The organism is Maricaulis maris, from assembly GCF_036322705.1.
Taxonomy (GTDB): domain Bacteria; phylum Pseudomonadota; class Alphaproteobacteria; order Caulobacterales; family Maricaulaceae; genus Maricaulis; species Maricaulis maris_B.
In genome coordinates, this window is record NZ_AP027270.1 from 531,839 (window position 1) to 557,671 (window position 25,833).

Below are 25,833 nucleotides of genomic sequence, written 5' to 3' on the forward strand. Positions count from 1 at the left end.
TCCGCCCGTCAGTTCGCTTTCAACCAGCAGGGGAATTTGCCGGCCTGGCATCGCCTCATGGGGTAACGCCGGCGCCCATCATCGCCATCATCATATAGCCGGTCAGCATGGCCGCCCAGGTGCCGACAATATAGCCGACGATGGCCAGCAGGACCCCGACCGGAGCGAGCGAGGGGTGGAAGGCCGTTGCGACAACCGGTGCCGAGGCAGCGCCGCCGATATTCGCCGTCGAGCCAACCGCGATGAAGAAGGTGGGCGCCTTGATTAGCGAGGCGACGGCGAGCAGGAGCGAGATGTGGATGGCCATCCAGATCGATCCGATCAGGAAGAATTCGGTGTTGCGGAAGATCGCCGTGATGTCCATCCGCATGCCGATCGTCGCGACCAGGACATAGATGAAGACCGAGCCGACCTTCATGGACCCGGCACCGGTCAGGCTGCGGGCCTTGGTGAAGGACAGGCTGACCCCGATGATGGTCGCCGACAGCATCAGCCAGAAGAAGCCCGAGGCCATCCCCAGATCCGCCAGGCCCGGCGCATGCGTCGCGACCCAGGGGCCCATGATGTCGGCGATGATGTGGGAGAGGCCCATGGCGCCGAGGCCGAAGGCGAGAATCACCATCAGGTCCTTGAGATCGGGAATCCGGGCATGGGCCTGCTCGAACTCATCGGCCTTGCGGCGCAGCGCATCGACGGCTCCGGTATCCGCCTTGAGCGCGCGATCGATCCGTTTGGCGTTGGCCACGCCGAGCAGAAGGATGGCCAGCCAGATATTGGCGACGATGATGTCGACCGCGATCCAGGCCGAGTAGACCTCGCCGCCGACGCTGAAGAACTCGTACATCGCCGCCTGGTTGGCGCCGCCGCCGATCCAGGACCCGGCGAGGGTCGTCATGCCGCGCCAGACCGCATCCGGCCCGGTCACACCGATGACGTCCGGGAACAGCCAGCTGGCGACCAGCAGGGCGAGCGGGCCGCCGATCATGACGCCGACCGTGCCGGTGAAGAACATGATCAGCGCCTTGGGTCCGAGCCGGAAAGTCGCCGGCAGGTCTGCCGACATGGTCAGCAGGACAAGGGCCGCGGGCAGCAGATAGCGCGAGGCGACGAAATAGGTCTGCGAGGCCTCGGGATCGACGATGTTGAAGAGGTTCAGCAGCGAGGGCAGGAAGTAGCACAGCAGCAGCGGCGGGAAGACGCGGTAGAAGCCGCGGGCCAGCTTGCTGTCGAGACTGGAGGTCCAGAAGACCAGCCCCAGCAGGGCGGCCAGCAGACCCATGATGATGGCGTCATTGCTGAATAGCGGCGCGGCTTCGGCTTCCATGATCGTCCCCTTCGACACTTCGGTCGGCGCGATAGGACGGGTTTTGGGCGCGCGTTGCAAGCCGCGGAATGCAAAACGGCCCGACGTTTCCGCCGGGCCGTTTCGTCAGTTCTGTCCGAACCTTACCAGATCGAGACGCGCTCTTCCGGCGGCAGGTAGAGGTCGTGCTCTTCAGTGATGCCGAAGGCTTCGTACCAACCATCCTGGTTGCGCAGGGCGCCATTGATCCGGTACTGCGCCGGCGAGTGCGGTCCCTGACGCAGCTGACGGACAAGAGCCTGTTCGGTGTACAGGTTCCGCCAGACTTGGCCCCAGGCCATGTAGAAGCGCTGGTCCCCGGTGAAACCGTCGAGCACCGGCGCTTCGCCGCCATGGTCGCGGAGATAGAGCTGGTAGGCCCGGTGGGCCATCGACAGGCCACCGACATCGCCGATGTTCTCGCCAAGCGACAAGCGTCCGTTGACGAATTCGCCCTCGATCGGGGAGAACTCGCTGTACTGGGCCGCCAGCTGATCGGTACGCGCGTCAAAGTTCCCGCGGCTGTCGTCGGTCCACCAGTCACGAAGCACGCCATCGCCATCGGAGCGGCTGCCCTGATCGTCGAAGCCGTGGCCCATTTCATGGCCGATCACGGCACCAATGCCGCCGAAGTTGACCGCCGGATCGGCATAGGGGTCGAAGAACGGACCCTGAAGGATGGCCGCCGGGAAGACGATCTCGTTTGCCGTCGGCGAATAATAGGCGTTCACCGTTTGCGGCGTCATGCCCCATTCCCAATGGCGGATCGGACCGCGCAGGCGGGCCCGGCTATCGGCGCGAGCCCAGGCCGAAATACGCTCGGAATTGCCGAACAGGTCATCCGGGCGGATTTCGATAGAGGAATAGTCCGGCCACTGGTCGGGATAACCGATCTTCGGCGTGAAGTTCTCGAACTTGTCGATCGCTCCGGCGCGCGTCTCTTCGTCCATCCATTCCAGGGTCTCGAGGCGCTCACGCAGGGCCATGCCGAGATAATCGACGAGAACTTCCATCTGCGCCTTGTATTCCGGCGGGAAGTAGCGCTCGACATAGATCTGGCCCAGCGCCATGCCCATGGCTCCGTTCACGTATTGCACGCCACGGGATTCCAGCGGGCGCGGTTCGTCCACGCCCGACAGGGTGCGGTCGTAGAAGTCGAAGGAGCGCTCGTAGAATTCCGGCGTGAGCGACCCGCGATTGCTCGACAGGTAGCGGAAGGTCATCCAGTCCTGCCAGGTTTCCACCGGAACCTCGGTGAACAGGGTGGCGAGGGACTGGATGGCAGTATCCTGACGGATCACCACTTCGGTCTGGTCCGCGAAGTCCAGGGCTTCCATGAAGGCGGTCCAGTTGAAGCCCGGTGCGTCGGCGGCGAGCTGTTCCGTCGTCATCAGGTTGTAGGTCCGGGTCCTGTCACGGCTGTCTTCGCGGGTCCAGTGTACCTCAGCGAAGGCCGTTTCCAGATCGAGGATGCGCTGGGCACGCTCGGCGCCGCCCTCGACACCGATAAAGCCGAACGTATCGCCGATATAGGCGACATAGGCATCGCGGTAGCCCTGGTAGCGCTCGGTGTCTTCGAGGTAGTAGTCGCGGGTCGGCAGGCCGAGGCCACTCTGGCTGACGCCGACGATGTAGCGGTCCGGATTGCCCTGGTCGCGCGTTACGCCCGCACCGAAGATGGAGCTTGTTCCGGGCATGCCCATCAGGGTCGCGATGTCGTCATGGCTGGTGGCGGCGGCGATGCGGTCGATCATCGGCTGGGCCGGCTCAAAACCACGCGCCTGAAGCGTATCCTGGTCCATATACGACGCATAGAGATCGCCGATCTGCTGCAGCGGCTGGCCAGCAGTCGTTTCGGCCGCGACGGCTTCCTCGATGATGCCGTTGATACGCTCTTCCGACAGAAGGAAGAGCTCGGTGAAGGAGCCGAAGCGGGAGAAGCCCTGCGGCATCTCGACCGAGTCAAGCCAGCCACCGTTCACATAGCGGTTGAAATCGTCACCCGGGTGAACCGAACTGTCGACATGCTGGGTCTCGATGCCCCAGCTCCCGAGGCGCGGATCACCGGCAGACGGGTCACCGACCGAGGTCGTTACCGCGCTGGTGCCGGCCTCGTCCTGTGCTGTTGTGTCAGCAATGGGCGCTTCATTCGCAGCCGGGCTGCAAGCGGCCAACAGGGCCAGGCTCGCGCCGGCCAAGAGAAATTTCTTCATTCATACCTCCCCAAAATAGGCAAACCTTCGGGGGGGAAACTAGGGCTTTCCGGCGCTGGCGCAATACTTCCCGGGCATGTGTAACAGCCCTGTAATGAAAACGGCCCGACGTTTCCGCCGGGCCGCTTCATCATCATTCAGGCAAAACCTACCAGATCGAGACACGCTCTTCCGGCGGCAGGTAGAGGTCATTGTCCTCGGTCACGCCGAAGGCCTCGTACCAGACGTCGAGATTTCGCACGACGCCATTGGTGCGGTATTGCGACGGGCTGTGCGGGTCAGTTGCGAGGCGGTTGATCAGATTGTCCTCGCGATAGAGGCGGCGCCAGACCTGGGCCCAGGCCAGGAAGAAGCGCTGCTCACCGGTGAAGCCGTCAATGACCGGGGCCTCGCCATCACAGCAGGAATCGAGATGGTGCTGATAGGCGGTATAGGCCATCTGCAACCCGCCCAGATCGCCGATATTCTCGCCCATCGTGAATTCACCATTCACGAAGCGGCCCTCGACCGGGGAATAGCTCGAATACTGCGCGCCAAGACGGTCAGCGCGCGCCTCGAAGCGCTCATTGGTCTCCTCGCTCCACCAATCACGGATGGATCCGTCATAGTCGAAGCGGCGACCCTGATCGTCGAAGCCGTGGCCGATTTCGTGACCGATGACGGCGCCGATGGCTCCGTAATTCATCGCTGCATCGGCATTGGGATCGAAGAAGGGCGGCTGCAGGATGCCGGCCGGGAAGGTGATCTGGTTCATCAGCGGATTGTAGGACGCGTTGACCGTTTGCGGCGGGTAGGGCCAGGCATCGCGATCGACCGGGCCGGCCAGATCGGCGACCTGCTCGTTCCACTGGAACTCGTTCAGGCGCATCATGTTGCCGAACAGGTCGTCAGCGCGGATCTCGAGGTTCGAATAATCCTGCCACTCGTCCGGATAGCCAATGCGCGGCTCGAAGGTGGAGAGCTTCTGGAGGGCGTTGACGCGGGTTGCGTCGTCCATCCAGTCCAGCGCTTCGAGGCGACCGGCGAAAGCGGTGGTCAGGTTGTTGACCAGCTCTTCCATGGCGGCCTTGGATTCCGGCGGGAAGTGACGGTCGACATAGACCTGGCCGACGGCTTCGCCGAGCTGGCCACCCACCAGGTTGACGCCGCGACGATCGCGCGGGCGCTGGTCTTCGGTCCCGTTCAGCGTGGTGCCGTACATCGCGAAATTGGCGGCATCGAAGGCCTCCGGCAGGGCGCCGGCATTCGAGCGGATGAAGTGGAAGGTCATGTAGTCCTGCCACACATCAACCGGGGTTTCCGCGAAGATGGTGCCGGCCGCTTCGATCGCGCTCGGCTGGGCGACGAGATAGGTCGCTACGCTGTCGAGGCCGAGCTGTTCCATGCCGGCTTCGAAGTTCAGCTGCGGGGCCAGGGCAGACAGCTGGTCCATCGGCATCGGGTTGTAGATTTTCTGGATGTCGCGGCTGTCGGCCTGGGTCCAATGGGTCTCGGCGATGCGCATTTCCAGATCGAAAATGGCCTGGGCCTTGGTCGCACCGTCATCCATGCCGGCGAGGTCGAAGACCTGCTCGATATAGGCGAGGTAGGCATCGCGATAGCGCTGGTTGTCTTCTTCCAGATAGAAGTCGCGGTCGGGCAGGCCGAGACCGCCTTGGCCGACAAAGACCGTGTAGCGGGTCGTATCGGCGGGGTCGGGAATGATGCCGACGCCATAAGGCGACTGGTGATAGATCGTCGCGAACAGCGCGCCGATATCCTCATGGGTCTCGGCCGCAGCGATCTCGTCGAGATAGGGCTGGATCGGGGTCAGGCCGAGCTGGTCGATGGTCGAGGTGTCCATCCAGCTGCCATAGAGGTCGCCGACCTTCTGCTCGATGGTCCCGTTGGCCGCGTCGAGCGCGGCGAGCTCGAGGATGATTTCCTGGACCTGTTCCTCGGCTTCGATCGCGAGCTCGGTGAACATGCCGTAATTGGAGCGGTCGGACGGGATTTCCGTGCGGTCGAGCCAGGCGCCATTGGCGTAGCGGTAGAAGTCATTGCCGGCTGTGACGCTGGTGTCCATGCCGGTCAGGTCGAAACCCCAGGCGCCGATTTCCGGACTGGCGGTTGCGGTTGCGGTGGTTTGTGTCTCGGTCGCAGCCGGGTCGGTCGGTGCCGCCGGCTGGCAGGCCGCCGTGAGCGCCAGGACGGCGGTGCTGAGCAAAAGCTTTTTCATGCGAAAATCCCCTAATTCAGTGTTCAAGACGCAGAAACGCCCCGCATTGAATACAACGCGGGGCGTTTCGACGCCAATTATTCGGCAGGCGAGTGGTCGAGGTGACCGGCCTGCTCGCCATGGGCGAAATCGGTGTCGGTATAGTGGCCGCCGAGCGCCGGCTGTTTCTTGCCCGTCCACACCATCCGGAAGAAGCGGGCGATGTCGACCCCGATCGCATACATGGCCGGGACCAGCAGCAGGGTCAGGAAGAGGGCGAAGATGACGGCGAAGGCCAGAGCCACCACCATCGGCTTCAGGAACTCGGCCTGGGTCGAGCGTTCGGCCATCATCGGGAAGATTCCGAGGAAGGTCGTGACCGAGGTCAGCAGGATCGGACGGAAGCGCTGGACGCCGGCATCGACCAGGGCCTGGAAGGCCCCGACGCCATTGGCCCGCAGGCGGTTGACGAAGTCGAGCAGCACCAGGTTGTCGTTGATCACGACGCCCGCCGCAGCCCCGACCCCGAAATAGGAGAAGAGGGCGATCGGCATGCCGAACATGTAGTGGCCGAAGATTGCCCCGGTCAGCGAGAACGGGATGGCGATCATGATCACGATCGGCTGGAAGTAGGAGCGGAAGGCGATCGCCAGCAGCAGGTACATGGAGATCAGGGCGAACATCAGCAGCACGATGACTTCCGCCATGAATTCGCGCTGCCCCTCGGCCTGGCCGATTTCGTCGCGCGAGACGTGCGGGAAGCGGGCTTCAAACGTGTCCCAATAGTCGTCGTCGAGACTGGCATTGATGTCGCCCCGGGCGGCCGGATCCGACAGCTCGGCGCTGACCGTGATCGTGCGCATGCCGTTGCGCCGATTGATCCGGTTGAGACCCGGCGCAAAATCCGCCTCCGCGACCGTGGTGAGCGGGACTTCCCGTCCGTCCGCCGTGCGGATGCGAATGTCGCGGAAGGTATCCAGCGACCGGCGGGAATCCTCGTCCATGCGGATCATGACGCGAACGTCCTGACCTTCACGCGGCAGGCGCTGGGCCTCTTCGCCGTAGAAGGCCTGGCGGACCTGACGGGTGACGTCAGCGAGGGTCAGGCCGAGCGCCCGGGCATCCGGACGCAGGCGGACCTGCAGTTCGTCGGTCGAGGTCTGCATGGAGTCGATCACGTCATAGAGCGTGTCATAGCTGCGCAGCTGTTCCTTCAGGTCGGCAGCGGCTGCCCGCAATTCGTCCAGGCTCTGACCCGAGAGGGCGAAATTCATCGAATTGCCGCCATCATTGATCGTCGAGTCGAGACGGATTTCCTCGGCATCCGGGATCGGACCCAGGAATTCGCGGATCTTGGCGGCGACTTCCGCCGTCGGCAGGCCGCCGGGACGATCCTCGGGATCGGCCAGGGTGATCCAGGCGCGGATCCGGCCATCGGTGGCCATCGTCGAGCGGCTTTCGATCATGTCGATCTCGCCGGGGAACGCCTCGCGATAGAATTGCAGGGCCTGGTCCTGGGCGCTGTCGAGTTGCTGACGCACCTGTTCGGTCCGGTTCCACGGCGTGCCTTCGGCAAGCTGGATCGTGGTCTGGATCGTCTCATTCTCGATCTGCGGCATGAAGACAGAGCCGACGCGATTGGTCGCCAGCAGGGCAATCGAGATGCCGAAGATCAGGAAGAAGCCGATGAAGGTCGCATAGCGGTTGCGGATGCAGGCCTTGGCCGCCGGGCGGTAGACGTTGCGGGCAAAGGCCAGCAGCGAGTTGGCGATGGCGCGCTGGACCGCGATCAGCGGACCGAAGAAGCCGGTATTGGACTGCGGCTTCATGTGCGACAGGTGGGCCGGCAGGATGAGCAGGGACTCGACCAGCGAGAAGCTCAGGGCGGCGATCACCACCAGCGAGATCTGGCTGGTGAACTGCACTTCCGGACCGGTCAGCAGCATCCAGGGCGAGAACATCATGATGGTGGTGATGACCGCGAAGATGACCGGCTTGGCCACCATCTGGGTGCCGATGACGGCAGCCGTCAGGCCCGGTTCGCCGCGTTCAACCCGGTCGTGAATATTCTCCCCGACCACAATGGCGTCATCGACGACGATACCGATCACGAGCAGGAAGGCGAACAGCGACAGCATGTTCAGCGTCACGCCGAGCATTGGCAGGATCAGGAAGGCGCCGCCAAAGGCAACAAAGATGCCGATGGTCACCCAGAAGGCGACGATGGGGCGCAGGAAGAGGAAGAGGACGATGAGGACCAGCACGCCACCGAACAGGGCCGAGCTGGCGATCGTTTCCATCCGGCCGGTATACTGCTCGGAATTGTCCCACCACAGCGACAAATGGGTGCCGTCGGGCAGTTCCAGACGCTTGCGATCGATATAGTCACGGACCTGCTGGGAGGTGTCGACGACGTCGATATTCGGCGAGGTTTCGACCACGACCAGAACCATCGGCTCGCCATTATAGGTGGCTTCCAGGTTTGAATCGACGAAGCCGTCGGTCACCCGGGCGACATCGCGCACCCGCAGGGTGCCGCCATCAGCGGTCTGGCGGATGATGATGTCCTCGAATTCCGGAGCCGTGTCGGCCAGCTGGCGCGAGGTGATCGGCACTTCGCCGAGCTCGGTGCGGATGGTGCCGGCCGAGGCGTTAAGCGAAGTGGAGCGGACGGCGCGGACGATCTCGTCGAAGGTCAGGTCATAGCGGCGCAGGGTCTCCTCGGAGACCTCGATCGAGACTTCCTCGTCGCGCGTCGCCCACATGTTGACGATGGAGGCACCGGGAAGCTGGGCCACCTCGTCGCGGATTTCCCGGGCGATGGCTTGCAGGTCCCGGCGTTCGGCGGCGCCGTGAACGGCGAAACCAACGACCTGGTCCTGGGACCGCCAGGGCGTGACGACGGGGCGGAAGGCCGATTGCGGGAGGTTGTTGACCGAGTCGACTTCCAGCTTGATGGCGTCAATGAACTCGCCGACATCGACCGAGCGCTTGCCCTCGATATTGACGAAGCCGCCGCCTTCACGTGCGGTCGAGGTGATGGTCTCGATGCCATCCATGTCCGCGAGGGCTTCCTCGATGCGGACGATGATCTGTTCCTCGACTTCCTGCGGCGAAGCACCGGGCCAGGCCACCGAAACGCTGGCGCCGTTGACCGAGACGGTCGGGAAGACCTCCCGGTTCAGCGACTTGTAGCCCATGAACCCGCCGATGACGGCGATGATCATGACCAGGTTGGCGGCGACGGAATTGCGCGCCCACCAGCCGATAATACCGCCCCGCGGGGCCTCGTCATGTGTGGTGTTCGGATCGGTCATCGCCGTCTCCCTTCGTCAGCGCGGTGCGCTTAGCCGTTGCTCGCGACAGCACCGCTGTCGGCGTCGCCGGTTTCGGTTTCAGCCAGGCCCTCGGCCGGTTCTTCATCATAGGTCGCCGAATAGGCCGCCATCATCTCGCCGCTCTGGGCGAAGGTCTGGATGCGCATGCCATCATTGGCGCCACGGATCGGTGAGGTGACCACCAGTTCGCCACGCTCGACGCCCGAGGAGACGACGACGCGGTCGGAATTGGAGTCGATCACGTGGACCGTCCGGACCGAGAGCGTGCCGCCTTCTTCAGCGACATAGACATTGTCCTGACCACGCAGGGCAGAGCGGGGCAGAATGTAGGCGTTCTCGACATCGCGTCCTGTGATGCTGGCGGTCACGAACAGGCCGACAGCCAGCGGCACGCCATTGGCAGCGCCGGCACCGTAGGGATCGGTCACCTCGGCGATGGCATAGAGAACACGGGTCTGCGGATCGATGGCGCTGTCGGTGCGGATGATCCGGCCCTGCCAGGTGTGCTGGCGGTCAGCGAGCGTTGCCGTCAGCTGCACGGGCATGCCTTCACCTTCGCCACCGGCGTTATAGGCGATCGGAATACCCAGCAGGCCGAGTTCATGGTCGGTCAGCGGCAGGCGCACCAGGATGGCATCGGTCGAGAAGACCTCACCCATCGGCGTGCCCGGCGAGACATATTGGCCGAGACCGATATTCTGGCTGCGCACGCGGCCGCTGAACGGTGCCGAAATGCGGGTCCGCTGCAGGTCGAGGCGAGCCGACTGGAGCGAGGCTTCAGCGGCAGCCAGCTGGGCGCGGGCTTCGGCCATTTGCGGCTCGCGCAGGGTCAGCGAGGAGGCTTCCCCGTCACCCAGCACGGCCCATTCGCTGGCGGCCAGTTCGGATTCGGCCTGCTCGCGGATCAGCGCCTGTTGGGCCTGGGCGACCTGGGCCGAAGCGCGGGTGACGGCGAGCCGGTAGTCGGCATCGTCGATCTGAACGAGGGTTTCTCCGGCCTCGAAGAAACCGCCCTCGATGAAGTCCGGGTTCACATAGGTGATCCGGCCGGCCACTTGCGGGACCAGATTGATCTGGGTGCGCGGCCGGGCCTCGCCTTGCGACGAGACCTGCAAGGCAATTGTTTCCAGCTGGGCTGCGTCGACAAAGACCGCGACCGGGCGAGGCGCCGCATTGGCGCGGTCGGGTTCTTCCTGTGTGGCGAAGAGGCCGAAGATGACGACCAGTCCGGCGGCGGCAACAACGCCGATGATCACGAAGCGTCCGATGAGCTTACCCATGATTATTCTCCTGTCTGCGCGGCCGGGTCTGCGGACTGGGCCGCGGAGAAATCGCCGGCGAGGGCGAGGTAAAGATCGACACGATTGGTCGCGCGTTCGCGACGTGCCGAGATGTACTGGCTTTCAGCGCTGATCCGCCGCGACTGGGCGGTCAGCAGTTCAAAGATGGTCGATACGCCGCGGGCGTACTCGCGGACCACAAGGTCTTCGGCAGCGGCCGCTTCTTCATAGGCCTGGCGCAGGCTCTCGACCCGACGGGCGAGAATAACGTCGGCATGGATGGCGTTCTCCGCTTCCTGCCAGGCGGTCAGGACCGTCGCGACATAGCTCGCAACCAGCCCTTCGGCATTGGCATAGACCTGGTCACGCTGGGCCAGCAGGCTGCCACCGTCGAAAATCGGGGCGACGAGCGAGGCGGTCAGGCTGGAGACCAGCGTGTCCAGGTCGAACATGTCCGAGACGTCGAGGCCGCCCGTGCCGGAGGATCCGCGCAGGGACAGGCTCGGGATGAGAGCCTTGGCTGCGGCTTGCGATTGCAGGCCGGCGGCGTCGAGGCGGTCTTCCGCGGCACGCACGTCGGGGCGACGGGCGAGCAGGTCGACCGGCGTGCCAAGGCCGCCGAGGGCGTCAAAGCTCGGGAAGTCGGTTCCGGGTGTCAGGGTCGCAGCCGGATAGCGCCCGAGAAGGGTCTCGAGGCTGCGGGCCGAGGCCGATTCCGCGCGCTGGCGGGAGGCGAGGGCCGCTTCCGAGGAGGCCAGGGCGCTGCGCGCCGTGCGGACATCGGAACTGCGTACCAGGCCGCGGGCGAAGCGACGTTCGGTCAGGTCGAGCGAGCGCTGGCGGGTTGCGACGTCGCGCTCGGCGAGCTCGGTCTGCAGGCGGGACTCGATGAGCGAGAACCATCCCTTGGCGACCAGGCCGGCGATCGAGAGCTGTGTGGCGCGAAGGTCTTCCGCTGCCGCCTCGGCGTTCAGGCCGCTGGCGCGGGCATTGTCGCGCAGGGCGCCCCAGAGGTCGGTTTCCCAGGACGCGGAAAGTCCGAGACCGTAGCTGTTCGAGCCCGAGCCGACATTCGGCTCGGTGCGCTGGTAGCTGGCGCTGCCGTCAAGCTGGGGCAGGTAGCGCGCACCGCTGATACGGGCCGCGGCCAGGGCACCATGATAGCGCGCCAGTGACTGGTTGAGGGTTGGATTGCCGGCGAAGGCCTCGTCGATCAGGGCGGTCAGGCGGTCATCCTGCATGGATGCGACCCAGTCCCGCGCCAGCTCGGCTCCGGCTTCACCTGTGCCAGCCGACCAGGCGGTCGGTGCCGGCGGGAGGGTCCCGTCGGCACTGAACTCCCGGGTCTCGAAAGCCTGCAGCGAGCTGCAGGATGCCGTGGCCAGCGCAGTGGCGATTACTAACAAACGTTTTGCCATGCGTTGTCCCCGCACGTCTTGAGCATGAATGGATGTGCATCCTAGAAAGCGCTTAGCGAAAGTCAACATATTTTTATCGAAAAACACTAAATGCATAGCGAATGGCATGAAAACTCTCTCGAAATTCGTGATGTGGTTATTCCGCCATCACGGCTTTGATGCCGCAGGCTCGTCAATTGGATGCAAATCGGGCTAGAAGGCCTGCACGCGACCCTGTCCCGGCTTCGAACTGCCGGGTACATGACGCAAGGCTGGCGTGAAAGCGACTAAAACTTGAGCAATAATAGGGCATCTGACGCGCCGATGATCCGTATCAGACGGCGCGATACCGCTGCGGTTGCCGCGCTTGGCAGCATGGTCCTCGTGCTGTTCTGGCTGTTCGGCGAGCTCGGCCTGCTGGAGACGGTTGTCGCGATCGCGACGATCGCCGCGCTGTCGACCTTCTACTACCTGACCATCAGCACAACGCTGAACCCATTGCCGAAAAACCGGTCTGTGCGCGAGCGTGGCGAGGTTGATCCCGACGTGTCCCTGCGCGCCAAGGTCATGCTCGAAAACCTGCCAATACCGGTCTTGCTGATCGGCGCCGGCGGCCGTATCGAAATCGCCAATCCGGCAGCGCGGGATTTCCTCGGCCTGGGCGCCGTGACGGGTCATCTCTCGGCGGTACTGCGTCAGCCCCAGGTCCTCGAAGCCGTCAGCTCTGCCTTGCGGGGGCAGGCGGTTGATCAGGTGGAATACTCGATGATGGCGCCGGTCGAGAGCCATGTCCGGGCTTTTGTCGCGCCGCTTGCGAGCCGTGATGAGCCGGCCCTGCCCTGGCGCGCCATGCTGGTTCTGTCCGATGAGACCTCGATCAAGCGGGCCGACCGGATGCGGGCCGACTTCCTGGCCAATGCCAGCCACGAATTGCGCACGCCGCTGGCCTCACTGGCCGGCTTTATCGAGACCCTTCGCGGCCATGCCAAGGATGACCCCGAGGCGCGCGACCGTTTCCTAGCCATCATGTTCGACCAGACCGAGCGCATGCAGCGACTGATCAATGACCTCTTGTCGCTATCGCGGGTCGAGATGGATGAGCATGTGCCCCCGGGCGGCCTCGCCGATGTGAGCGGCATTATTGATGACGTGGTCGATGTCCTGCGGCCACAGCTCGCAGAGAAATCGATCACGCTGGACATCGTGCCGGCAGTGGCGCCCTCGGTGACCGCGGTCGGCGACCGCGACCAGTTGCTCGAAGTGGTCATGAACCTGGTCGAAAATGCGATCAAATACTCCAACGCCGGAGCGGAAATCACGCTTGAGGTGACGACTGACCTGTCGCGTGACCAGGCCGAGCGGCCGGGGCTCGTCCTGGGCGAGGGGGCCAGCCGCCTGACACTCGCGGCGCCGGCCTATGAGGCCGGAGACCGATTCGTGGCGATCCGAGTCCGCGATAGCGGCAAGGGGATCGAGCGCCGCAACCTGCCGCGCCTCTCCGAGCGGTTCTATCGGGTCGATGGCCAGAAGAGCGGTCCGCGTGAAGGGACCGGTCTGGGCCTCGCCATCGTCAAGCACATCGTCAACCGTCACCGTGGCGGCTTCACCGTCGAGAGCCTCCCGGGCTCCGGATCTGTGTTCAGCGTATTTCTGCCTATCTCGAAACGTCAGATAAAAGCGTCTTAAACGTCAATGGGTTGACGATAAGTCGACAGACTCATTGCCGGCACACCGGCCGGTGTCACAAAACTGTAGTCTGAGTGTCATAAACGGGGCGCGCACAGGGTCTATCAAATGACTCGGTGCACCGGGATCGGGACCACCAATCGGCGAGCCGAGGGGAATTTCATGTCCATTATCGCCATTGTCGCGCTCGCGATCATCGTGATGCTGGCCGGCGGATTCTATGTCGGCCGGTCGCGGGCGATCGCCGCCGTTTCCGGCGCGACGGCGCGGCTGCACTCCCTGCCCAATTATCATGGCTATTACGTTGCGATCTGGACCGGCCTGCCGGCCTTCGTGCTGCTGGCCGCCTATGGCATGTTCGGCGCGAACCTGGTCGATCGCCTCACCGAGGCCGAACTGCGCCGCGACGCCATCGAGCTGACCACGCGGTTCGAGGGTGACCTCGCCGCCGATGCCGCGACCCGAGAGCTTGAAGAGGCCCTGTCGGTCCTGCGCGAGCGCGCCGATGTGATTGCGTCATCCATGGCCCAGCTGCGCAGCGCGCGCGGCGAGGACCGGGATCCGGCGCGTCTGGAAGCGCTCGGTCGCGAACAGACCGATCTGGTCAATCAGATCGCCACCGCCGAGGAGGCCCGTCTCGGTCGCCGGACTGTCCTGCGTGACGCTGTCGCCCGTGATGCGACGACCGCCAATGCCGGCGTGCGCGCGCTGGCAGGTTTCGAACTCGCCCACGCGCCGCGCGAACGTCGCCAGCTCTTCCTGTCCGATGCGCGCCGGATCGCCACCGATGGCCTGGCCAGCCGCGCCAGTGCTGAGCTCGATGCGGCCGCGCGGGTGATGGGGCGCTATGACAATCAGTTGCGCTTCCTGCTCGCTGCGGTCGCGCTGGCAATCGCTTTTGGCGGGCTGGTGCGGACCCGCGGCCAGATCACGGCCGGATTCAGGGCTCGCAATCATGTCGAGCGACTCATCACCGCGATGCTCTTCCTGTCGTCGGTAATCGCGATCATGACGACGATCGGTATTGTCTTCTCGCTGCTGTTCGAGAGCCTGCGCTTCTTCTCGACCGTGCCGCTGACGGAATTCCTGTTCGGCCTTCAATGGTCGCCGCAGATTGCCCTGCGCGCGGACCAGGTCGGCCAGTCCGGCGCGTTCGGAGCCGTGCCGCTGTTCGCCGGTACCGCCATGATCACGCTGATCGCGATGACGGTGGCGGTGCCCATCGGCCTGCTCTCGGCGATTTACCTGTCGGAATATGCCGGACCGCGTTTCCGCCTGACCGCCAAGCCGGTCCTCGAAATCCTCGCCGGCATCCCGACCGTGGTCTACGGCTTCTTCGCCCTGTTGACCGTCGGACCGGCCATTCGCAGCTTCTTCGCCATGGTCGGCATTGATGATGTGGTGACCCAGAGTGCACTGTCGGCCGGGCTGGTCATGGGGGTGATGATCATCCCCTTCATTTCCTCGCTCAGCGATGACGTCATCAATTCGGTACCGCAATCCCTGCGCGACGGCTCCTACGCCATGGGCGCGACCAAGTCTGAAACGATCGGCCGGGTCATCCTGCCGGCGGCCCTGCCGGGCATTGTCGGCGCCATCCTGCTGGCTGTCTCCCGCGCTGTGGGTGAAACGATGATCGTCGTCATGGCCGCGGGGCAAGGCGCCAACCTGACCGCCAACCCGCTGGAATCCGTCACCACCATCACGGTCCAGATCGTCATGCTGCTGACCGGTGACCAGGAATTCGACAGTCCCAAGACCCTGTCGGCCTTCGCGCTGGGCCTGGTCCTCTTCGTCATCACCCTGGTGATGAACGTCATCGCGCTGCGCGTCGTGCAAAGATACCGGGAAAAATATGACTGATACGCCCGACATCTCGCCGATCCGGAATGCCGTCGCCAAGAATCTCGGTGCGCGCTACCGGGCTGAGCTGCGCTTTCGCGCGGCCGGACTCGCCGCGGTCGCGACCGCGGTCGGTATCCTGATCATCCTGTTGACGTCCATCGTCTCGGGCGGCCTGCCGGCCTTTACCGCGAACGAGCTGGTCCTGACCGTCGAGCTTGATCGCGAGGCCGTCGACCCGATGGGCGATGGCAGCGAGGAGTCGGTCCGTCGCGGCAGCTACAGCCGCATCCTGCAGGACGCCATGCGGGCCGAGTTTCCCGAGGTCCAGTCGCGCGGTGACCTGCGCAACCTGTTCAGCCTCTATACCGCCCTCAATGCCACGCGCCTCATGGATGATGTGCTTGAGGACCCGACCCTGATCGGAACCCGCTACGACTTCACCATGCCGCTGGCCGATGATCTCGATCTCTATCTCAAGGGGCTGCTGGTCGAGGACCGGACCCTGGATACCGACGGATCGCTCACGGTGGCGGCCGAGGGCGACACGGTCACGGTCCGTTCCACGGCGACCGACTTCCGCGATCTGGCGGCCGAGATCGCTCGCACCCTTCGGGCCCGCGCGACGGTCCTGGAAGTGGAGGCCGACAGCCTTGCCGCACTGGCCGCCGACCTGACCGGAACCGATGCGGAAGACATGCTCTATGATGCCGAGCTCAACCGCCGACGGGCGAGCGACATCCGGGCGACCCTGGAGGCCGATTCCGGCCCGCTCATGCTCGATGGCAGCCTGCCCAGCATCCTGGTGGAAACCGGTGGGCGCACGATCGCCCTGACCAGCCTTGCCCGCGACGGCGCGACCGCCAATGGCCGCTTCCTGCTGGGGAATGGCTCGGCCGAACCGACCACCGATTGGACCCTTTACGTGATTGATACGCCGGCCGAACGCCGCCGGGTCAGCGATCAACTGATCGTCTGGACCCGGGCGCTGGAAGCGCGCGGTGCGATCAGCCCGGCCTTCAATACCTATCTGTTTGCCAATGCCGACAGCCGCGAGCCGGAGCTGGCCGGGGTCAAGGGGGCCCTCTACGGCTCGATCCTGACGATGATCATCACGATCATCATCTCGGTGCCGATCGGGGTGTTCACTGCCCTCTATCTGGAAGAATACGCCCCGAAAAACCGCTTCACCGCGCTGATCGAGGTGAATATCAACAACCTCGCCGCCGTCCCCTCGATCGTGTTTGGTCTGCTGGGCCTGGCCGTCTTCATCAATGCCTTCGGGCTGCCGCGCTCGGCTCCGCTTGTCGGCGGTCTCGTCCTGTCCCTGATGACCCTGCCGACGGTCATCATCGCGACCCGCGCCGCGCTGCAGGCGGTGCCGCAATCGATCCGCCAGGCGGCCCTTGCCGTGGGCGCGTCGCGGACCCAGACTGTCTTCCATCACGTGTTGCCGCTCGCCGCGCCGGGTATCCTGACCGGTGCCATCATCGGGCTCGCCCAGGCTCTGGGCGAGACTGCGCCGCTGCTGATGATCGGCATGGTCGCCTTCATCGCCGATGCCCCGACGCTGGGGCTGGAGGGCTTCACCCAGCCCGCCACCGTCATGCCGGTCCAGGTCTTCCTGTGGTCGGATGGCGCCGAGCGCGCATTCGAGGCGCGGACGGCTGCCGCAATTATGGTTCTTCTCGCGCTGATGATCGGGTTCAATGCCCTGGCCATCTATTTGCGCCGTCGCTTCGAGCGGAGATGGTAGTGTCATGACCGATACCCCTGAAAACCCAGTCGCTGAGCAGCCGATCAAGGTGGCCGCCCGCAATGTGACGGTGAGCTATTCCGGCAAGCAGGCCCTGCACGATGTGTCGATCGACATTCCGGATCGTTCGGTCACGGCCTTCATCGGCCCGTCCGGCTGCGGCAAGTCGACCTTCCTGCGCTGCCTGAACCGCATGAATGACACGATCGATGGCGCGGTTGTCGGCGGCTCGCTGACGATTGACGGCCAGGAGATCAACGACAAGTCGATCGACCCCGTCGTCCTGCGCGCCAGCGTCGGCATGGTGTTCCAGAAACCGAACCCGTTCCCCAAGTCGATCTATGACAATGTCGCCTATGGACCGCGCATCCACGGTTTGGCGATGACCCGCCCGGAGCTGGACGAGATTGTCGAAAGCGCGCTGCGCAAGGCCGGCCTCTGGGACGAGGTCTCGGATCGCCTGAGCCATCCGGGCACCAGCCTGTCCGGCGGTCAGCAGCAGCGCCTGGTCATTGCCCGGGCGATCGCGGTCAATCCGGAAGTGATCCTGATGGACGAGCCCTGTTCGGCGCTCGACCCGATCGCCACGGCCCGGATCGAGGAACTGATCGACGAGCTGCGCGAGAATTACTGCATCATCATCGTGACCCACTCGATGCAGCAGGCGGCCCGTGTGTCCCAGCACACCGCCTTCTTCCACATGGGCAACTTGGTCGAATACGGGCTGACCGAGGATATTTTCACCAACCCGCGCGACACCCGCACGCAAGACTACATCACAGGACGTTTCGGCTAGGCCGCCGCGACCATCGAGAGGAGGGCCAGAAATGGCACTTTCCAGAACGGCCCATATTGTTACCGCCTATGGCGAGGAACTCGACCAACTCGCTGATGACCTCGCCCGCATGGGCGGTCTGGTCGAAACCCAGCTTGAGAAGGCGATCTCCGCTGTCGTCCGGCGCGATGCCAGCGTCAAGCCTGACGTCAAGGCGCGCGAAAAGCAGGTCAATGCGCTGCAGGTTGATATCGAGAAGCGCGTGCTTCGCCTCTTCGCCCTGCGCCAGCCGCTTGCGACCGATCTGCGCATGACGATCTCGGCCCTCAAGATTGCCGCCGATCTCGAGCGGGTCGGCGACCTTGCCAAGAATATCGCCTATCGCGCCGGTGACCTGGCCGGCTACGCCCCGGTGTCCCTGAACCGGCAGGTTGAGCGGCTTGGCGAGATCGTGATCAAGCAGCTGCGCGAAGTCCTCGACGCGCTGGCGTCCGCCGACGTCGAGCCAGCCGTTCGTGTCTGGCATTCCGATGACGAAGTCGATGAGCGCTACAACACGCTGGTGCGCGAGATGCTGATGTCGATGACCGAGGACTCCGGTCTTGTCGAACCGGGCGTTCACATCCTCTTCGTGGCCAAGAATCTGGAGCGCATTGGGGATCATGCCACCAATATTGCCGAAGCGGTCCACTTCATGGTGACAGCCTCGCCCCTCGTGGATGACGGCCACTCCTGACCCCCTGATCGTTAGCGCGGAGCCGATCAATGAAACCGCAAGTTCTTGTCATAGAAGACGAAGATGCCCTGGCCACCCTGCTCCAGTATAATCTGGAGAAAGAGGGTTACACGGTTGCCGTGGCCAGTGATGGCGAGGACGCCCTGATCCAGGCCGAGGAAACGACGCCGGATCTGGTGCTTGTGGACTGGATGCTGCCGAAAGTCTCCGGTATCGAAGTCTGCCGCCGTCTGCGCGGGCGCCAGGAAACCGCCAATGTCCCGATCATCATGCTGACGGCGCGTGGCGAGGAAACCGACCGGGTCCGCGGTCTCGACACCGGCGCCGATGACTATGTCGTCAAACCCTTTTCGATGACCGAGCTTTTTGCCCGGATCCGGGCCGTGCTGCGTCGTATCCGCCCGGGCCTGGCCGAGGATGTGATCGAGGCTGGTGACATCTCGATGGACCGGGTCGCCCACCGGGTGCGCCGCGCCGATCGGGAAATCCATCTCGGGCCGACCGAGTTCCGCCTGCTGGACTATCTCATGCAGCATCCGGGACGGGTGTTCTCGCGCGAGCAATTGCTCGATGCGGTCTGGGGCTCGGACGTCTATGTCGAGGCCCGCACGGTGGACGTCCATGTCGGCCGGTTGCGCAAGGCGCTCAACAACAAGGAAGAGCGCGATCCCATCCGGACGGTCCGCTCGGCCGGCTACGCGTTCGACGTCAACGCCTGATCCGGCGTGGCGATCGGATCATTGCGGACACCGAGGATCGGGGTCGCTGCGGCCCGCAAGGCGGCCGCGAGGTCGGTGAACCCGTCCTGCAAGGGCGAGGCTTCGCGCCAGATCAACGCAATGTCACGCTGCGCCGAGGCATGAGCGATGCGACGGTAGACCAGGGTCGCGTCGCGCCGGGCCTCACAGGCGACATAGAGTTCCGGCAGAATGGCCACTCCGGCGCCAAGCGCTGACATGTGCCGGATCGCGTCCAGGCTCGTGCCCTCGTAGTCGGTGGAGATATAGGCCCCGACCTGGTGTGCCAGTTCGGCGACCAGCCCGGCCAAACGGTGCCCCATACCCAGCGACAGCAAGGGCTGGCCGGCCAGGGTGTCGAGTCGGACCGGGCCGGCGCTGCTGGCCAGCGGATGGTCAACCGGCACTGCCACCCAAAGGGACTCGTTGAACAGGTGTTCGGATCGCGTCTGGGCGTGGTCCTGCGGGGTCGAGATCACAACATCCATCCGGCCGTCGATCAGCTTTTCCTGAAGCTCCACGGTGGATTCCTCGCGAATGCTCAAGCGCAGGTCCGGGAAGGCCCGGTGAAGACCGGCGGTGCAGCGCGGCAGCAGGTAGGGTCCAATTGTCGGCAGCACGCCGAGCCGGACACGACCGTAGAGGCCGACCCGTCCGTTCGAGGCGATCGACTTCATGTCCTCCATCTGGCGCAGCACGTAGCGGCCCCGACGGATGATCTCCGCACCGAGCGGGGTCAGGCTGGCACCGTGGCGCCCGCGCTCGAAGACGATCACGCCCAGATGGGCTTCCGCTTCGGCGATCTGGGCCGACAGGCTGGGCTGGCTGACATTGAGCATTTTCGCCGCGTCCGAGAAGCGACCGGTGTCGGCGGTTGCGACGAGGTATTGGAGCTGACGGAGCGTCGGTCTCATGGATAGGTATTCCCTATGATCAAGATAGATAGCTTATCATTTGGCTATTTCGGCTGCCAGGCTATTCAGATGTCACCTGAGTGTCCGTACCCCCCAGACACACGCTTCAGGTTCACCAGGGCCGGTCAGGCCCTGTCCGGGCAGGACCGATACCCTGTCTGAAACCCCTGACCGGTCGGCCCGGCTGACGCAGCGTGTCCCCGCATGCGTCGGTCGGGCCTCTTCATTCCGGGCTGACCGACGGGCGATCGTGCGAACCCGTATCCCGTTGATCTGCCAAGGGCGGGCGGAAACGAATACAAAAAGGGCCCGACCAATCCGGTCGGGCCCTTCCTGTTGGTGGCTGTATCCGGCGAGGATCAGTCGCTCAGCAGCACGTAGCGACGATTGGCCGGCAGAACCGGACGGGCATTGTCCGTAACCAGCGCCGTGAAAGCGCCAATCTGCTCGGCAGAGGCTTCAATCGGCGTCGGGAAGACGGTCCAGCTGACGATTTCCGAGCAGGGCGGGGTGGTCAGCGAGCCTTCATAGCGGAAGACCGGCTCGGCATCGGGGATGAAGCTGTCGAGGGCCAGCATGGCCGGGCCGCTGGCGGTTTCGCCTTCGGCCGGGATCGCAGCCCACAGCGCGTCAAGCGCCGGGTGGGCATCGCCCTCTTCGAACATGACCCCGACCACGGCCAGGCGACCATCGTCGGAGGCGGTCACGAAATGCACTTCCATCGGGAAGTCATTGCCGTCGATATGGTGCTCGGAACGGGCATGGAAGTGGAATTGGAGCAGGTTGAATTCGCTGCCGCCCAGCGTCAGACCGGCGTCGACCGAGTTCGCGCTGTAGGTCACGCCATGCGCGTTCCGGACGACCTGGACACCGCTCATGCTGTTCAGCGCCAGGCTCGGCGCCGCGCCGGAGGCCGAGATGGCACCGGTCAGATCGATCGGGCTTTGTTGGATCCCGGTGGCACAAACGGCCGCTTCCTCGCTGATATGACCCCAGTGCTCAGGTCCGGTTTCACCGGCATAGCTCCAGTCCTCTGCCGAGGCGGCGCTCAGACCGGCAGCGGCAACACCGGCCGCCATGACAAGATGTTTCATCGAGAAATCTCTCCAATTGATCAATGGCGCACATGTGGGGGGGGTCTGGATTAGTGACGAATACGATCTGCGTTACCTGCCCATAGGTTTTAGCTATGGAAGCTTCAGGCCGCTATCTCCCCCTTGGAACCGCACATCTGGCCGCGACAGCGAGGTGTCAGTTTGAGGTCGCGGTGCTCTCATCCGCGCCCGGCTGTGCGGTCCGCGAGAAGGAATTGGCCAGCTGGCGCGCCAGCTCGAGATTCTTGTTGCGAGCCCGGCTACCGATCAGGAAGCAATCAATCAGCTGCCACAGGCCAAGTCCGCCGAGGGTCAGCAGCTTGAGGACACCGGCCAGGATGTCACCAACCAGGAAACGGTCAACGCCGAGCGCGCCGAGAAAGATGTTGAAGCCGAAGAGCACCACCGGGTTTTTCTCGGAGGCTTGGAAGGCTGTCATGAAGGCCTGGCGATTGCCGGACGGTACGGCGGATGCCAGCTGCAGGAGTTCCAGTGTGTAAGCGCGTTGGTTCATTCTTGTCCCCTAGACCCGTGTCGCGCTGCCAGTCTTCCACGGCCGCGTCGAGGCGTTAACCCAACTGCGAAGCGCGATGTTTTGCAAACAAAAAAATGGCCGCCCCGGAAACGAGGCGGCCATGATCTGTCCCTGTACCTGGGTGAGGGGTCGGGTCAGAAATTATAGCGGCGCGTGGCAGCGATCGCATCGAGCGCAGCCGAGGCATCGGAATTGCGGCGACGACGCTTCTGGCTCGGCTGATAGGCCATGTCGGAGTGGGCGTGGCAGTAGGCCTGTCCGGTATCCGCCTTGCGGCCGCAGAAGCGGAACTCGGACTGGGAGGGATCGCCGATCGGCCATTTGCACATGCTTTCACGCAGCGTCAGCACGGTCGCAAACTCGCCGGAGGGAAGAACCGCAGGCTCCACTGGAGCGGGCGCCGCGGCTGGCGGGGCGGACGGTGCGGGGCGTGCAACAGCGCGGGCCGGGGCTGTGGTCGCAGCCGGCGTACGTGGGCGGGAGGGTTTCACGGTACGGCGGGCCGGGCGCGACGGCGTTGCGCGACCTGACAAACCAAGGCGGTGAACCTTGCCAATCACGGCGTTGCGGGTCACACCACCCAACTGTTTCGCAATCTGACTCGCGCTCAGGCCTTCCGACCAGAGTTTCTTGAGTTCTTCGACGCGTTCGTCAGTCCAAGCCATTGCCCTAGTCTCCCGTTTGGGATGCGCAGGCCTACCTTGATGGTGGTAAACCGCGCACTGCTCAATGCATGTTTAATTACACTAGATATTGTATCAACGCGAGCAGATGCCACAAGATGGGGTTAGGTTCATTCCTGTGGAAAGCTCACTTGCACCACCAATCGTTAACGAGGATGGTTACCGAGAAATTAAGGGTAATTCGATATGAGTAACGCCGCTTTAACTGATTTTCCACAGCCCAAGAAGTTTGGCCTTTTCAATGGCTTGGGGCTTTGGACGCTGTACAAGAAGGAAGTCCGGCGATTCCTGAAGGTCGGCATGCAAACCGTGCTCGCCCCGGTTGCAACGACACTGCTTTACATGACGGTTTTTGCCGTCGCGATCGGCGCCCGGCGCGGCGATGTCGGGGGTATACCCTTCGCCGAATTCCTCGCTCCGGGTCTGATCCTGATGGGGCTCCTGAACAACGCCTTCGCGAATTCCGGCTCCTCCATCCTTGTCTCCAAGGTGCAGGGCAATACGGTCGACTTCCTGATGCCCCCGCTTTCGGCCCTCGAGCTTTTCATCGCCTTTGTCGCGGGCGCCATGACCCGTGGCGTTCTCGTCGCTGCGGTGACGGCGGTCACGCTGGTCCCCTTCCTCGACATGATGCCGGCGCATTGGTGGGCCGTGCTGTATTTCGGCCTGAGCGCCGCGGCGATGCTGTCGATGATTGGCGTGATCGGCGGCCTCTGGGCCGAAAAGTTCGATCACATGGCCGCCGTCACGACCTTCGTGATCACGCCGCTGACCTTCCTGTCCGGCACATTCTACTCGATCACCAACCTGCCCGGGCCGTTGGCAACCATCAGTCATTTCAACCCCTTCTTCTACATGATTGACGGCTTCCGCTATGGCTTCACCGGCCATGCCGATGGCAGCCTCATGATCGGGGTTATCCTGCTGGCCGTGATCAACCTTGCGCTGGGCGTACTCAGCTATGCGCTCTTGCATGCAGGCTGGCGCTTGAAGAGCTGATCGGCCCGGCCTAGAGGAGAGACAAGGCCCACGCTGAGACAGGGTCACACACCCTAGGAGGACAACACATGCCCGCACCGATGATGGATACCTACGCTCCGCCGGATCTGGTCTTTGATCACGGCAAGGGGGCGCGTCTGTTTACAGGCGATGGCGAGGGGTATCTCGACTTTATTTCGGGCATCGCGGTGAATTGCCTGGGCCATGCCCATCCGAAGGCCGTGGCAGCGCTCACCGAACAGGCCGGCAAGCTCTGGCACCTGTCCAACATGTTCAAGGTGCCGGCCGGCATCGAACTGGCGGACAAGCTGACCAAGGCCACCTTTGCCGACCGTGTCTTCTTCACCAATTCCGGTGCCGAGGCGATGGAATGTGCGCTGAAGACCGCGCGCCGCTATCACTTCGTGAACGGCAATCCGCAGCGCTACCGTATCATCACCTTCACCGGTGCCTTCCACGGCCGCACCTACGGCGCCATCAATGCCGGTGGCAATCCGAAATACCTCGAGGGTTTCGGCCCGGCGATGGAAGGGTTCGACCAGGTCGAGTTCGGCGATCACGAGGCCCTGAAGGCTGCCATTTCCGACGAGACCGCGGCGATCTGCATCGAGCCCGTCCAGGGCGAAGGCGGTGTCCGTGCCGTTCCCGAGCAATGCCTGCGCGGTCTGCGCCAGCTGTGTGACGAGCACGGCCTGATGCTCATCTATGATGAAGTCCAGTGCGGCGCGGGCCGGACCGGCAAGCTGTTTGCCCATCAGTGGGTCGAGGGCGCCGAGCCGGACATCATGGCGTCGGCCAAGGGTATCGGCGGCGGTTTCCCGATGGGCGCCTGCCTCGCGACCGAGGCGGCGGCGGCCGGCATGGTTGTCGGCACCCATGGCTCGACATATGGCGGCGGACCGCTCGCGATGGCGGTCGGCAATGTCGTGTTCGATGAACTCACCGCCGACGGTTTCCTCGACCAAGTGGTCGATGTCTCGAACTATCTCGGCCAGCAATTGCATGGCCTGATGGATCGCCACCCTGACAAGATCAAGGAGATCCGCGGCAAGGGTCTTTTGATCGGTATCCAGCTCAAGGACGGTTTCGATCCGAAGAAGCTTGTACCGCTGGCCCGCGATCGCCATCTGCTGATCGGCGCGGCGGGCGACAATGTCGCGCGTCTTGCCCCGCCGCTGGTCATTACCAAGGACGATGCCAGCGAGGCGGTGGCTGTTCTCGACGCCGCGTTCGCGGCTCTCGAATCGACGGCCTGACCGGCGTTTCAACCGCCTAGCGACAAGGATGATCCCCGTGAGTGACCCGCTCGGAGAAGACGACAATATCGTTGCCGGCTTTCAGATTGAGGGCCGGACCGTGCGCGGGCGGGTCACCCGCATCGGATCCGTGCTCGACGAAATCCTGTCGGCGCACGACTATCCGGCTCCTGTTGCCCGCCTGCTGGGCGAGGCGGTACTCGTCACCATCCTTGTCGGCGATGCGCTCAAGTTCGACGGTCGCCTGATTGTTCAGGCCCAGGGCGACGGGCCGGTCCGGTTCCTGGTGGCTGAGTACGTCACCGGCGAGGGCGTGCGGGGCTTTGCCTCGATGGACCGTGCGGCGGTTGAAACGGCTCTGGCCGTCGACGTCGCGGCAGACGCGATGATGCAGACCCTGCTCGGCCATGGCTCCTTCGCCATGACGATTGATCACGGCCCGGACATGGACCAGTACCAGGGCGTCGTTGCGCTGGAAGGCACCAGTCTGAGCGCCGTCGCGGAGACCTATTTCCGCCAGTCCGAGCAGACGCCGACGCGCCTGCGCTGTGCCATCGGCGAGTTCTGGAGCGGCGATCAGGCGCGCCAGTGGCGGGGCGGTGGCGCCTTGCTGCAGTCAGTGGCGGCCGATGAGGCCCGCGGCTCGGCCGAAGACGACTGGGATCATGCCCGCGCGCTCTTCGAGACCGTCGAGGATGCCGAATTGCTGGACCCGGACCTGTCGTCCGGTGCCCTGCTTTTCCGACTGTTCAACGAGGATGGCGTGCGGCTGCTCGAGCCGGTCACGGTCACCAAGCGCTGTTCCTGCGAGCGTGAGCGCCTGCGGCGGATTATCGCCTCCTTTCCGGCCGAGGACCGGTCCGAGATGGAGACCGACGGCGCCATCGTCATGACCTGCGAGTATTGCAATCGCGACTGGCGGTTCGAACCCGCAGAGGTCGAGGCCAGCGCGTCCTGAACGCGGGCCTTTCAGCGCGGTGATTGCTGCGCTGCAGCGCAACTTCTTGCCCGAGAAAAACCCTCCGGTAACGCATCGCGTCGATAGTGCTCGCT

Annotated in this window: 19 protein-coding genes; 9 read left to right on the plus strand and 10 right to left on the minus strand. The window is 64.0% G+C overall.

The genetic code is table 11. The features are described 5' to 3' along the window. Positions 1-55: 55 nt before the first annotated feature. From AAA969_RS02335 to AAA969_RS02360, 6 genes are all read right to left on the minus strand, one after another. Positions 56-1,324 carry a DUF819 domain-containing protein gene (locus AAA969_RS02335; RefSeq protein WP_338243207.1) on the minus strand — a complete coding sequence of 423 codons (1,269 nt, stop codon included), beginning with the start codon at positions 1,322-1,324 and terminating at the stop codon, positions 56-58. 122 nt (positions 1,325-1,446) lie between these two features. Further along, entirely contained in the window at positions 1,447-3,555 is a 2,109-nt protein-coding gene (locus AAA969_RS02340) for a M13 family metallopeptidase (RefSeq protein ID WP_338243208.1), read from the minus strand. A 148-nt stretch (positions 3,556-3,703) separates the two neighbouring features. Further along, positions 3,704-5,773: a M13 family metallopeptidase gene (locus AAA969_RS02345; protein WP_338243210.1), complete on the minus strand. Its 2,070-nt coding sequence runs from the start codon at positions 5,771-5,773 to the stop codon at positions 3,704-3,706. A gap of 77 nt (positions 5,774-5,850) precedes the next feature. Next, positions 5,851-9,069 carry an efflux RND transporter permease subunit gene (locus AAA969_RS02350; protein ID WP_338243212.1) on the minus strand — a complete coding sequence of 1,073 codons (3,219 nt, stop codon included), beginning with the start codon at positions 9,067-9,069 and terminating at the stop codon, positions 5,851-5,853. Positions 9,070-9,098: 29 nt separating this feature from the next. Continuing rightward, on the minus strand, positions 9,099-10,370 hold the full coding sequence (locus tag AAA969_RS02355; protein ID WP_338243213.1) for an efflux RND transporter periplasmic adaptor subunit: 1,272 nt from the start codon (positions 10,368-10,370) through the stop codon (positions 9,099-9,101). 2 nt (positions 10,371-10,372) lie between these two features. After that, positions 10,373-11,788, minus strand: a complete 1,416-nt coding sequence (locus tag AAA969_RS02360; protein ID WP_338243215.1) for an efflux transporter outer membrane subunit — start codon at positions 11,786-11,788, stop codon at positions 10,373-10,375. Positions 11,789-12,091: 303 nt separating this feature from the next. Between AAA969_RS02360 and AAA969_RS02365 the strand changes: the two genes are divergently transcribed. The 6 genes from AAA969_RS02365 (at position 12,092) to phoB (ending at position 19,281) form a co-directional block, all read left to right on the plus strand. Then, the gene (locus AAA969_RS02365; RefSeq protein ID WP_338243218.1) at positions 12,092-13,453 is read left to right on the plus strand and encodes an ATP-binding protein; all 1,362 of its coding nucleotides are present in this window, start codon (positions 12,092-12,094) and stop codon (positions 13,451-13,453) included. Positions 13,454-13,615: 162 nt separating this feature from the next. After that, positions 13,616-15,316 (plus strand): phosphate ABC transporter permease subunit PstC, encoded by a 1,701-nt coding sequence (gene pstC / locus AAA969_RS02370; protein WP_338243220.1) that lies wholly within the window; start codon positions 13,616-13,618, stop codon positions 15,314-15,316. Continuing rightward, a complete protein-coding gene (pstA, locus tag AAA969_RS02375) occupies positions 15,309-17,051 on the plus strand; it encodes a phosphate ABC transporter permease PstA (RefSeq protein ID WP_338243223.1) in 1,743 nt (580 codons plus the stop codon). Before pstC ends, pstA begins: the two co-directional genes overlap by 8 nt. Before the next feature lie 4 nt (positions 17,052-17,055). Further along, positions 17,056-17,847 (plus strand): phosphate ABC transporter ATP-binding protein PstB, encoded by a 792-nt coding sequence (gene pstB / locus AAA969_RS02380; RefSeq protein ID WP_338243224.1) that lies wholly within the window; start codon positions 17,056-17,058, stop codon positions 17,845-17,847. Positions 17,848-17,878: 31 nt separating this feature from the next. Then, positions 17,879-18,562, plus strand: a complete 684-nt coding sequence (gene phoU, locus AAA969_RS02385; protein ID WP_338243227.1) for a phosphate signaling complex protein PhoU — start codon at positions 17,879-17,881, stop codon at positions 18,560-18,562. A gap of 29 nt (positions 18,563-18,591) precedes the next feature. Further along, positions 18,592-19,281, plus strand: coding sequence for a phosphate regulon transcriptional regulator PhoB (gene phoB / locus AAA969_RS02390; protein ID WP_338243229.1), 690 nt, complete (start codon positions 18,592-18,594; stop codon positions 19,279-19,281). On the opposite strand, the gene AAA969_RS02395 is transcribed toward phoB, so the two are convergent. The 4 genes from AAA969_RS02395 to AAA969_RS02410 form a co-directional block, all read right to left on the minus strand. Next, positions 19,257-20,213, minus strand: a complete 957-nt coding sequence (locus AAA969_RS02395) for a hydrogen peroxide-inducible genes activator (RefSeq protein ID WP_338243231.1) — start codon at positions 20,211-20,213, stop codon at positions 19,257-19,259. The genes phoB and AAA969_RS02395 overlap by 25 nt on opposite strands. Before the next feature lie 359 nt (positions 20,214-20,572). Then, positions 20,573-21,307, minus strand: coding sequence for a carbonic anhydrase (locus AAA969_RS02400; RefSeq protein WP_338243234.1), 735 nt, complete (start codon positions 21,305-21,307; stop codon positions 20,573-20,575). 157 nt (positions 21,308-21,464) lie between these two features. Further along, on the minus strand, positions 21,465-21,821 hold the full coding sequence (locus AAA969_RS02405; RefSeq protein WP_338243236.1) for an NINE protein: 357 nt from the start codon (positions 21,819-21,821) through the stop codon (positions 21,465-21,467). Between the two features lie 155 nt (positions 21,822-21,976). Further along, the gene (locus AAA969_RS02410; RefSeq protein WP_338243239.1) at positions 21,977-22,507 is read right to left on the minus strand and encodes a GcrA family cell cycle regulator; all 531 of its coding nucleotides are present in this window, start codon (positions 22,505-22,507) and stop codon (positions 21,977-21,979) included. 204 nt (positions 22,508-22,711) lie between these two features. On the opposite strand from AAA969_RS02410, the gene AAA969_RS02415 reads away from it, so the two are divergent. The 3 genes from AAA969_RS02415 (at position 22,712) to AAA969_RS02425 (ending at position 25,738) form a co-directional block, all read left to right on the plus strand. Beyond that, the gene (locus tag AAA969_RS02415) at positions 22,712-23,524 is read left to right on the plus strand and encodes an ABC transporter permease (protein ID WP_338243241.1); all 813 of its coding nucleotides are present in this window, start codon (positions 22,712-22,714) and stop codon (positions 23,522-23,524) included. A 68-nt stretch (positions 23,525-23,592) separates the two neighbouring features. Further along, complete coding sequence (locus AAA969_RS02420) at positions 23,593-24,780, plus strand: aspartate aminotransferase family protein (RefSeq protein WP_338243243.1); 1,188 nt, start codon at positions 23,593-23,595, stop codon at positions 24,778-24,780. Positions 24,781-24,808: 28 nt separating this feature from the next. Continuing rightward, positions 24,809-25,738 carry an Hsp33 family molecular chaperone gene (locus tag AAA969_RS02425; protein ID WP_338243245.1) on the plus strand — a complete coding sequence of 310 codons (930 nt, stop codon included), beginning with the start codon at positions 24,809-24,811 and terminating at the stop codon, positions 25,736-25,738. Positions 25,739-25,833 lie beyond the last annotated feature (95 nt).

Bases quoted from the DNA above. Each gene is read 5' to 3' on its own strand.
- AAA969_RS02335 (WP_338243207.1), bottom strand. From the start codon at position 1,324: ATGGAAGCCGAAGCCGCGCCGCTATTCAGCAATGACGCCATCATCATG.
- AAA969_RS02340 (WP_338243208.1), bottom strand. From the start codon at position 3,555: ATGAAGAAATTTCTCTTGGCCGGCGCGAGCCTGGCCCTGTTGGCCGCT.
- AAA969_RS02345 (WP_338243210.1), bottom strand. From the start codon at position 5,773: ATGAAAAAGCTTTTGCTCAGCACCGCCGTCCTGGCGCTCACGGCGGCC.
- AAA969_RS02350 (WP_338243212.1), bottom strand. From the start codon at position 9,069: ATGACCGATCCGAACACCACACATGACGAGGCCCCGCGGGGCGGTATT.
- AAA969_RS02355 (WP_338243213.1), bottom strand. From the start codon at position 10,370: ATGGGTAAGCTCATCGGACGCTTCGTGATCATCGGCGTTGTTGCCGCC.
- AAA969_RS02360 (WP_338243215.1), bottom strand. From the start codon at position 11,788: ATGGCAAAACGTTTGTTAGTAATCGCCACTGCGCTGGCCACGGCATCC.
- AAA969_RS02365 (WP_338243218.1), top strand. From the start codon at position 12,092: ATGATCCGTATCAGACGGCGCGATACCGCTGCGGTTGCCGCGCTTGGC.
- pstC (WP_338243220.1), top strand. From the start codon at position 13,616: ATGTCCATTATCGCCATTGTCGCGCTCGCGATCATCGTGATGCTGGCC.
- pstA (WP_338243223.1), top strand. From the start codon at position 15,309: ATGACTGATACGCCCGACATCTCGCCGATCCGGAATGCCGTCGCCAAG.
- pstB (WP_338243224.1), top strand. From the start codon at position 17,056: ATGACCGATACCCCTGAAAACCCAGTCGCTGAGCAGCCGATCAAGGTG.
- phoU (WP_338243227.1), top strand. From the start codon at position 17,879: ATGGCACTTTCCAGAACGGCCCATATTGTTACCGCCTATGGCGAGGAA.
- phoB (WP_338243229.1), top strand. From the start codon at position 18,592: ATGAAACCGCAAGTTCTTGTCATAGAAGACGAAGATGCCCTGGCCACC.
- AAA969_RS02395 (WP_338243231.1), bottom strand. From the start codon at position 20,213: ATGAGACCGACGCTCCGTCAGCTCCAATACCTCGTCGCAACCGCCGAC.
- AAA969_RS02400 (WP_338243234.1), bottom strand. From the start codon at position 21,307: ATGAAACATCTTGTCATGGCGGCCGGTGTTGCCGCTGCCGGTCTGAGC.
- AAA969_RS02405 (WP_338243236.1), bottom strand. From the start codon at position 21,821: ATGAACCAACGCGCTTACACACTGGAACTCCTGCAGCTGGCATCCGCC.
- AAA969_RS02410 (WP_338243239.1), bottom strand. From the start codon at position 22,507: ATGGCTTGGACTGACGAACGCGTCGAAGAACTCAAGAAACTCTGGTCG.
- AAA969_RS02415 (WP_338243241.1), top strand. From the start codon at position 22,712: ATGAGTAACGCCGCTTTAACTGATTTTCCACAGCCCAAGAAGTTTGGC.
- AAA969_RS02420 (WP_338243243.1), top strand. From the start codon at position 23,593: ATGCCCGCACCGATGATGGATACCTACGCTCCGCCGGATCTGGTCTTT.
- AAA969_RS02425 (WP_338243245.1), top strand. From the start codon at position 24,809: ATGATCCCCGTGAGTGACCCGCTCGGAGAAGACGACAATATCGTTGCC.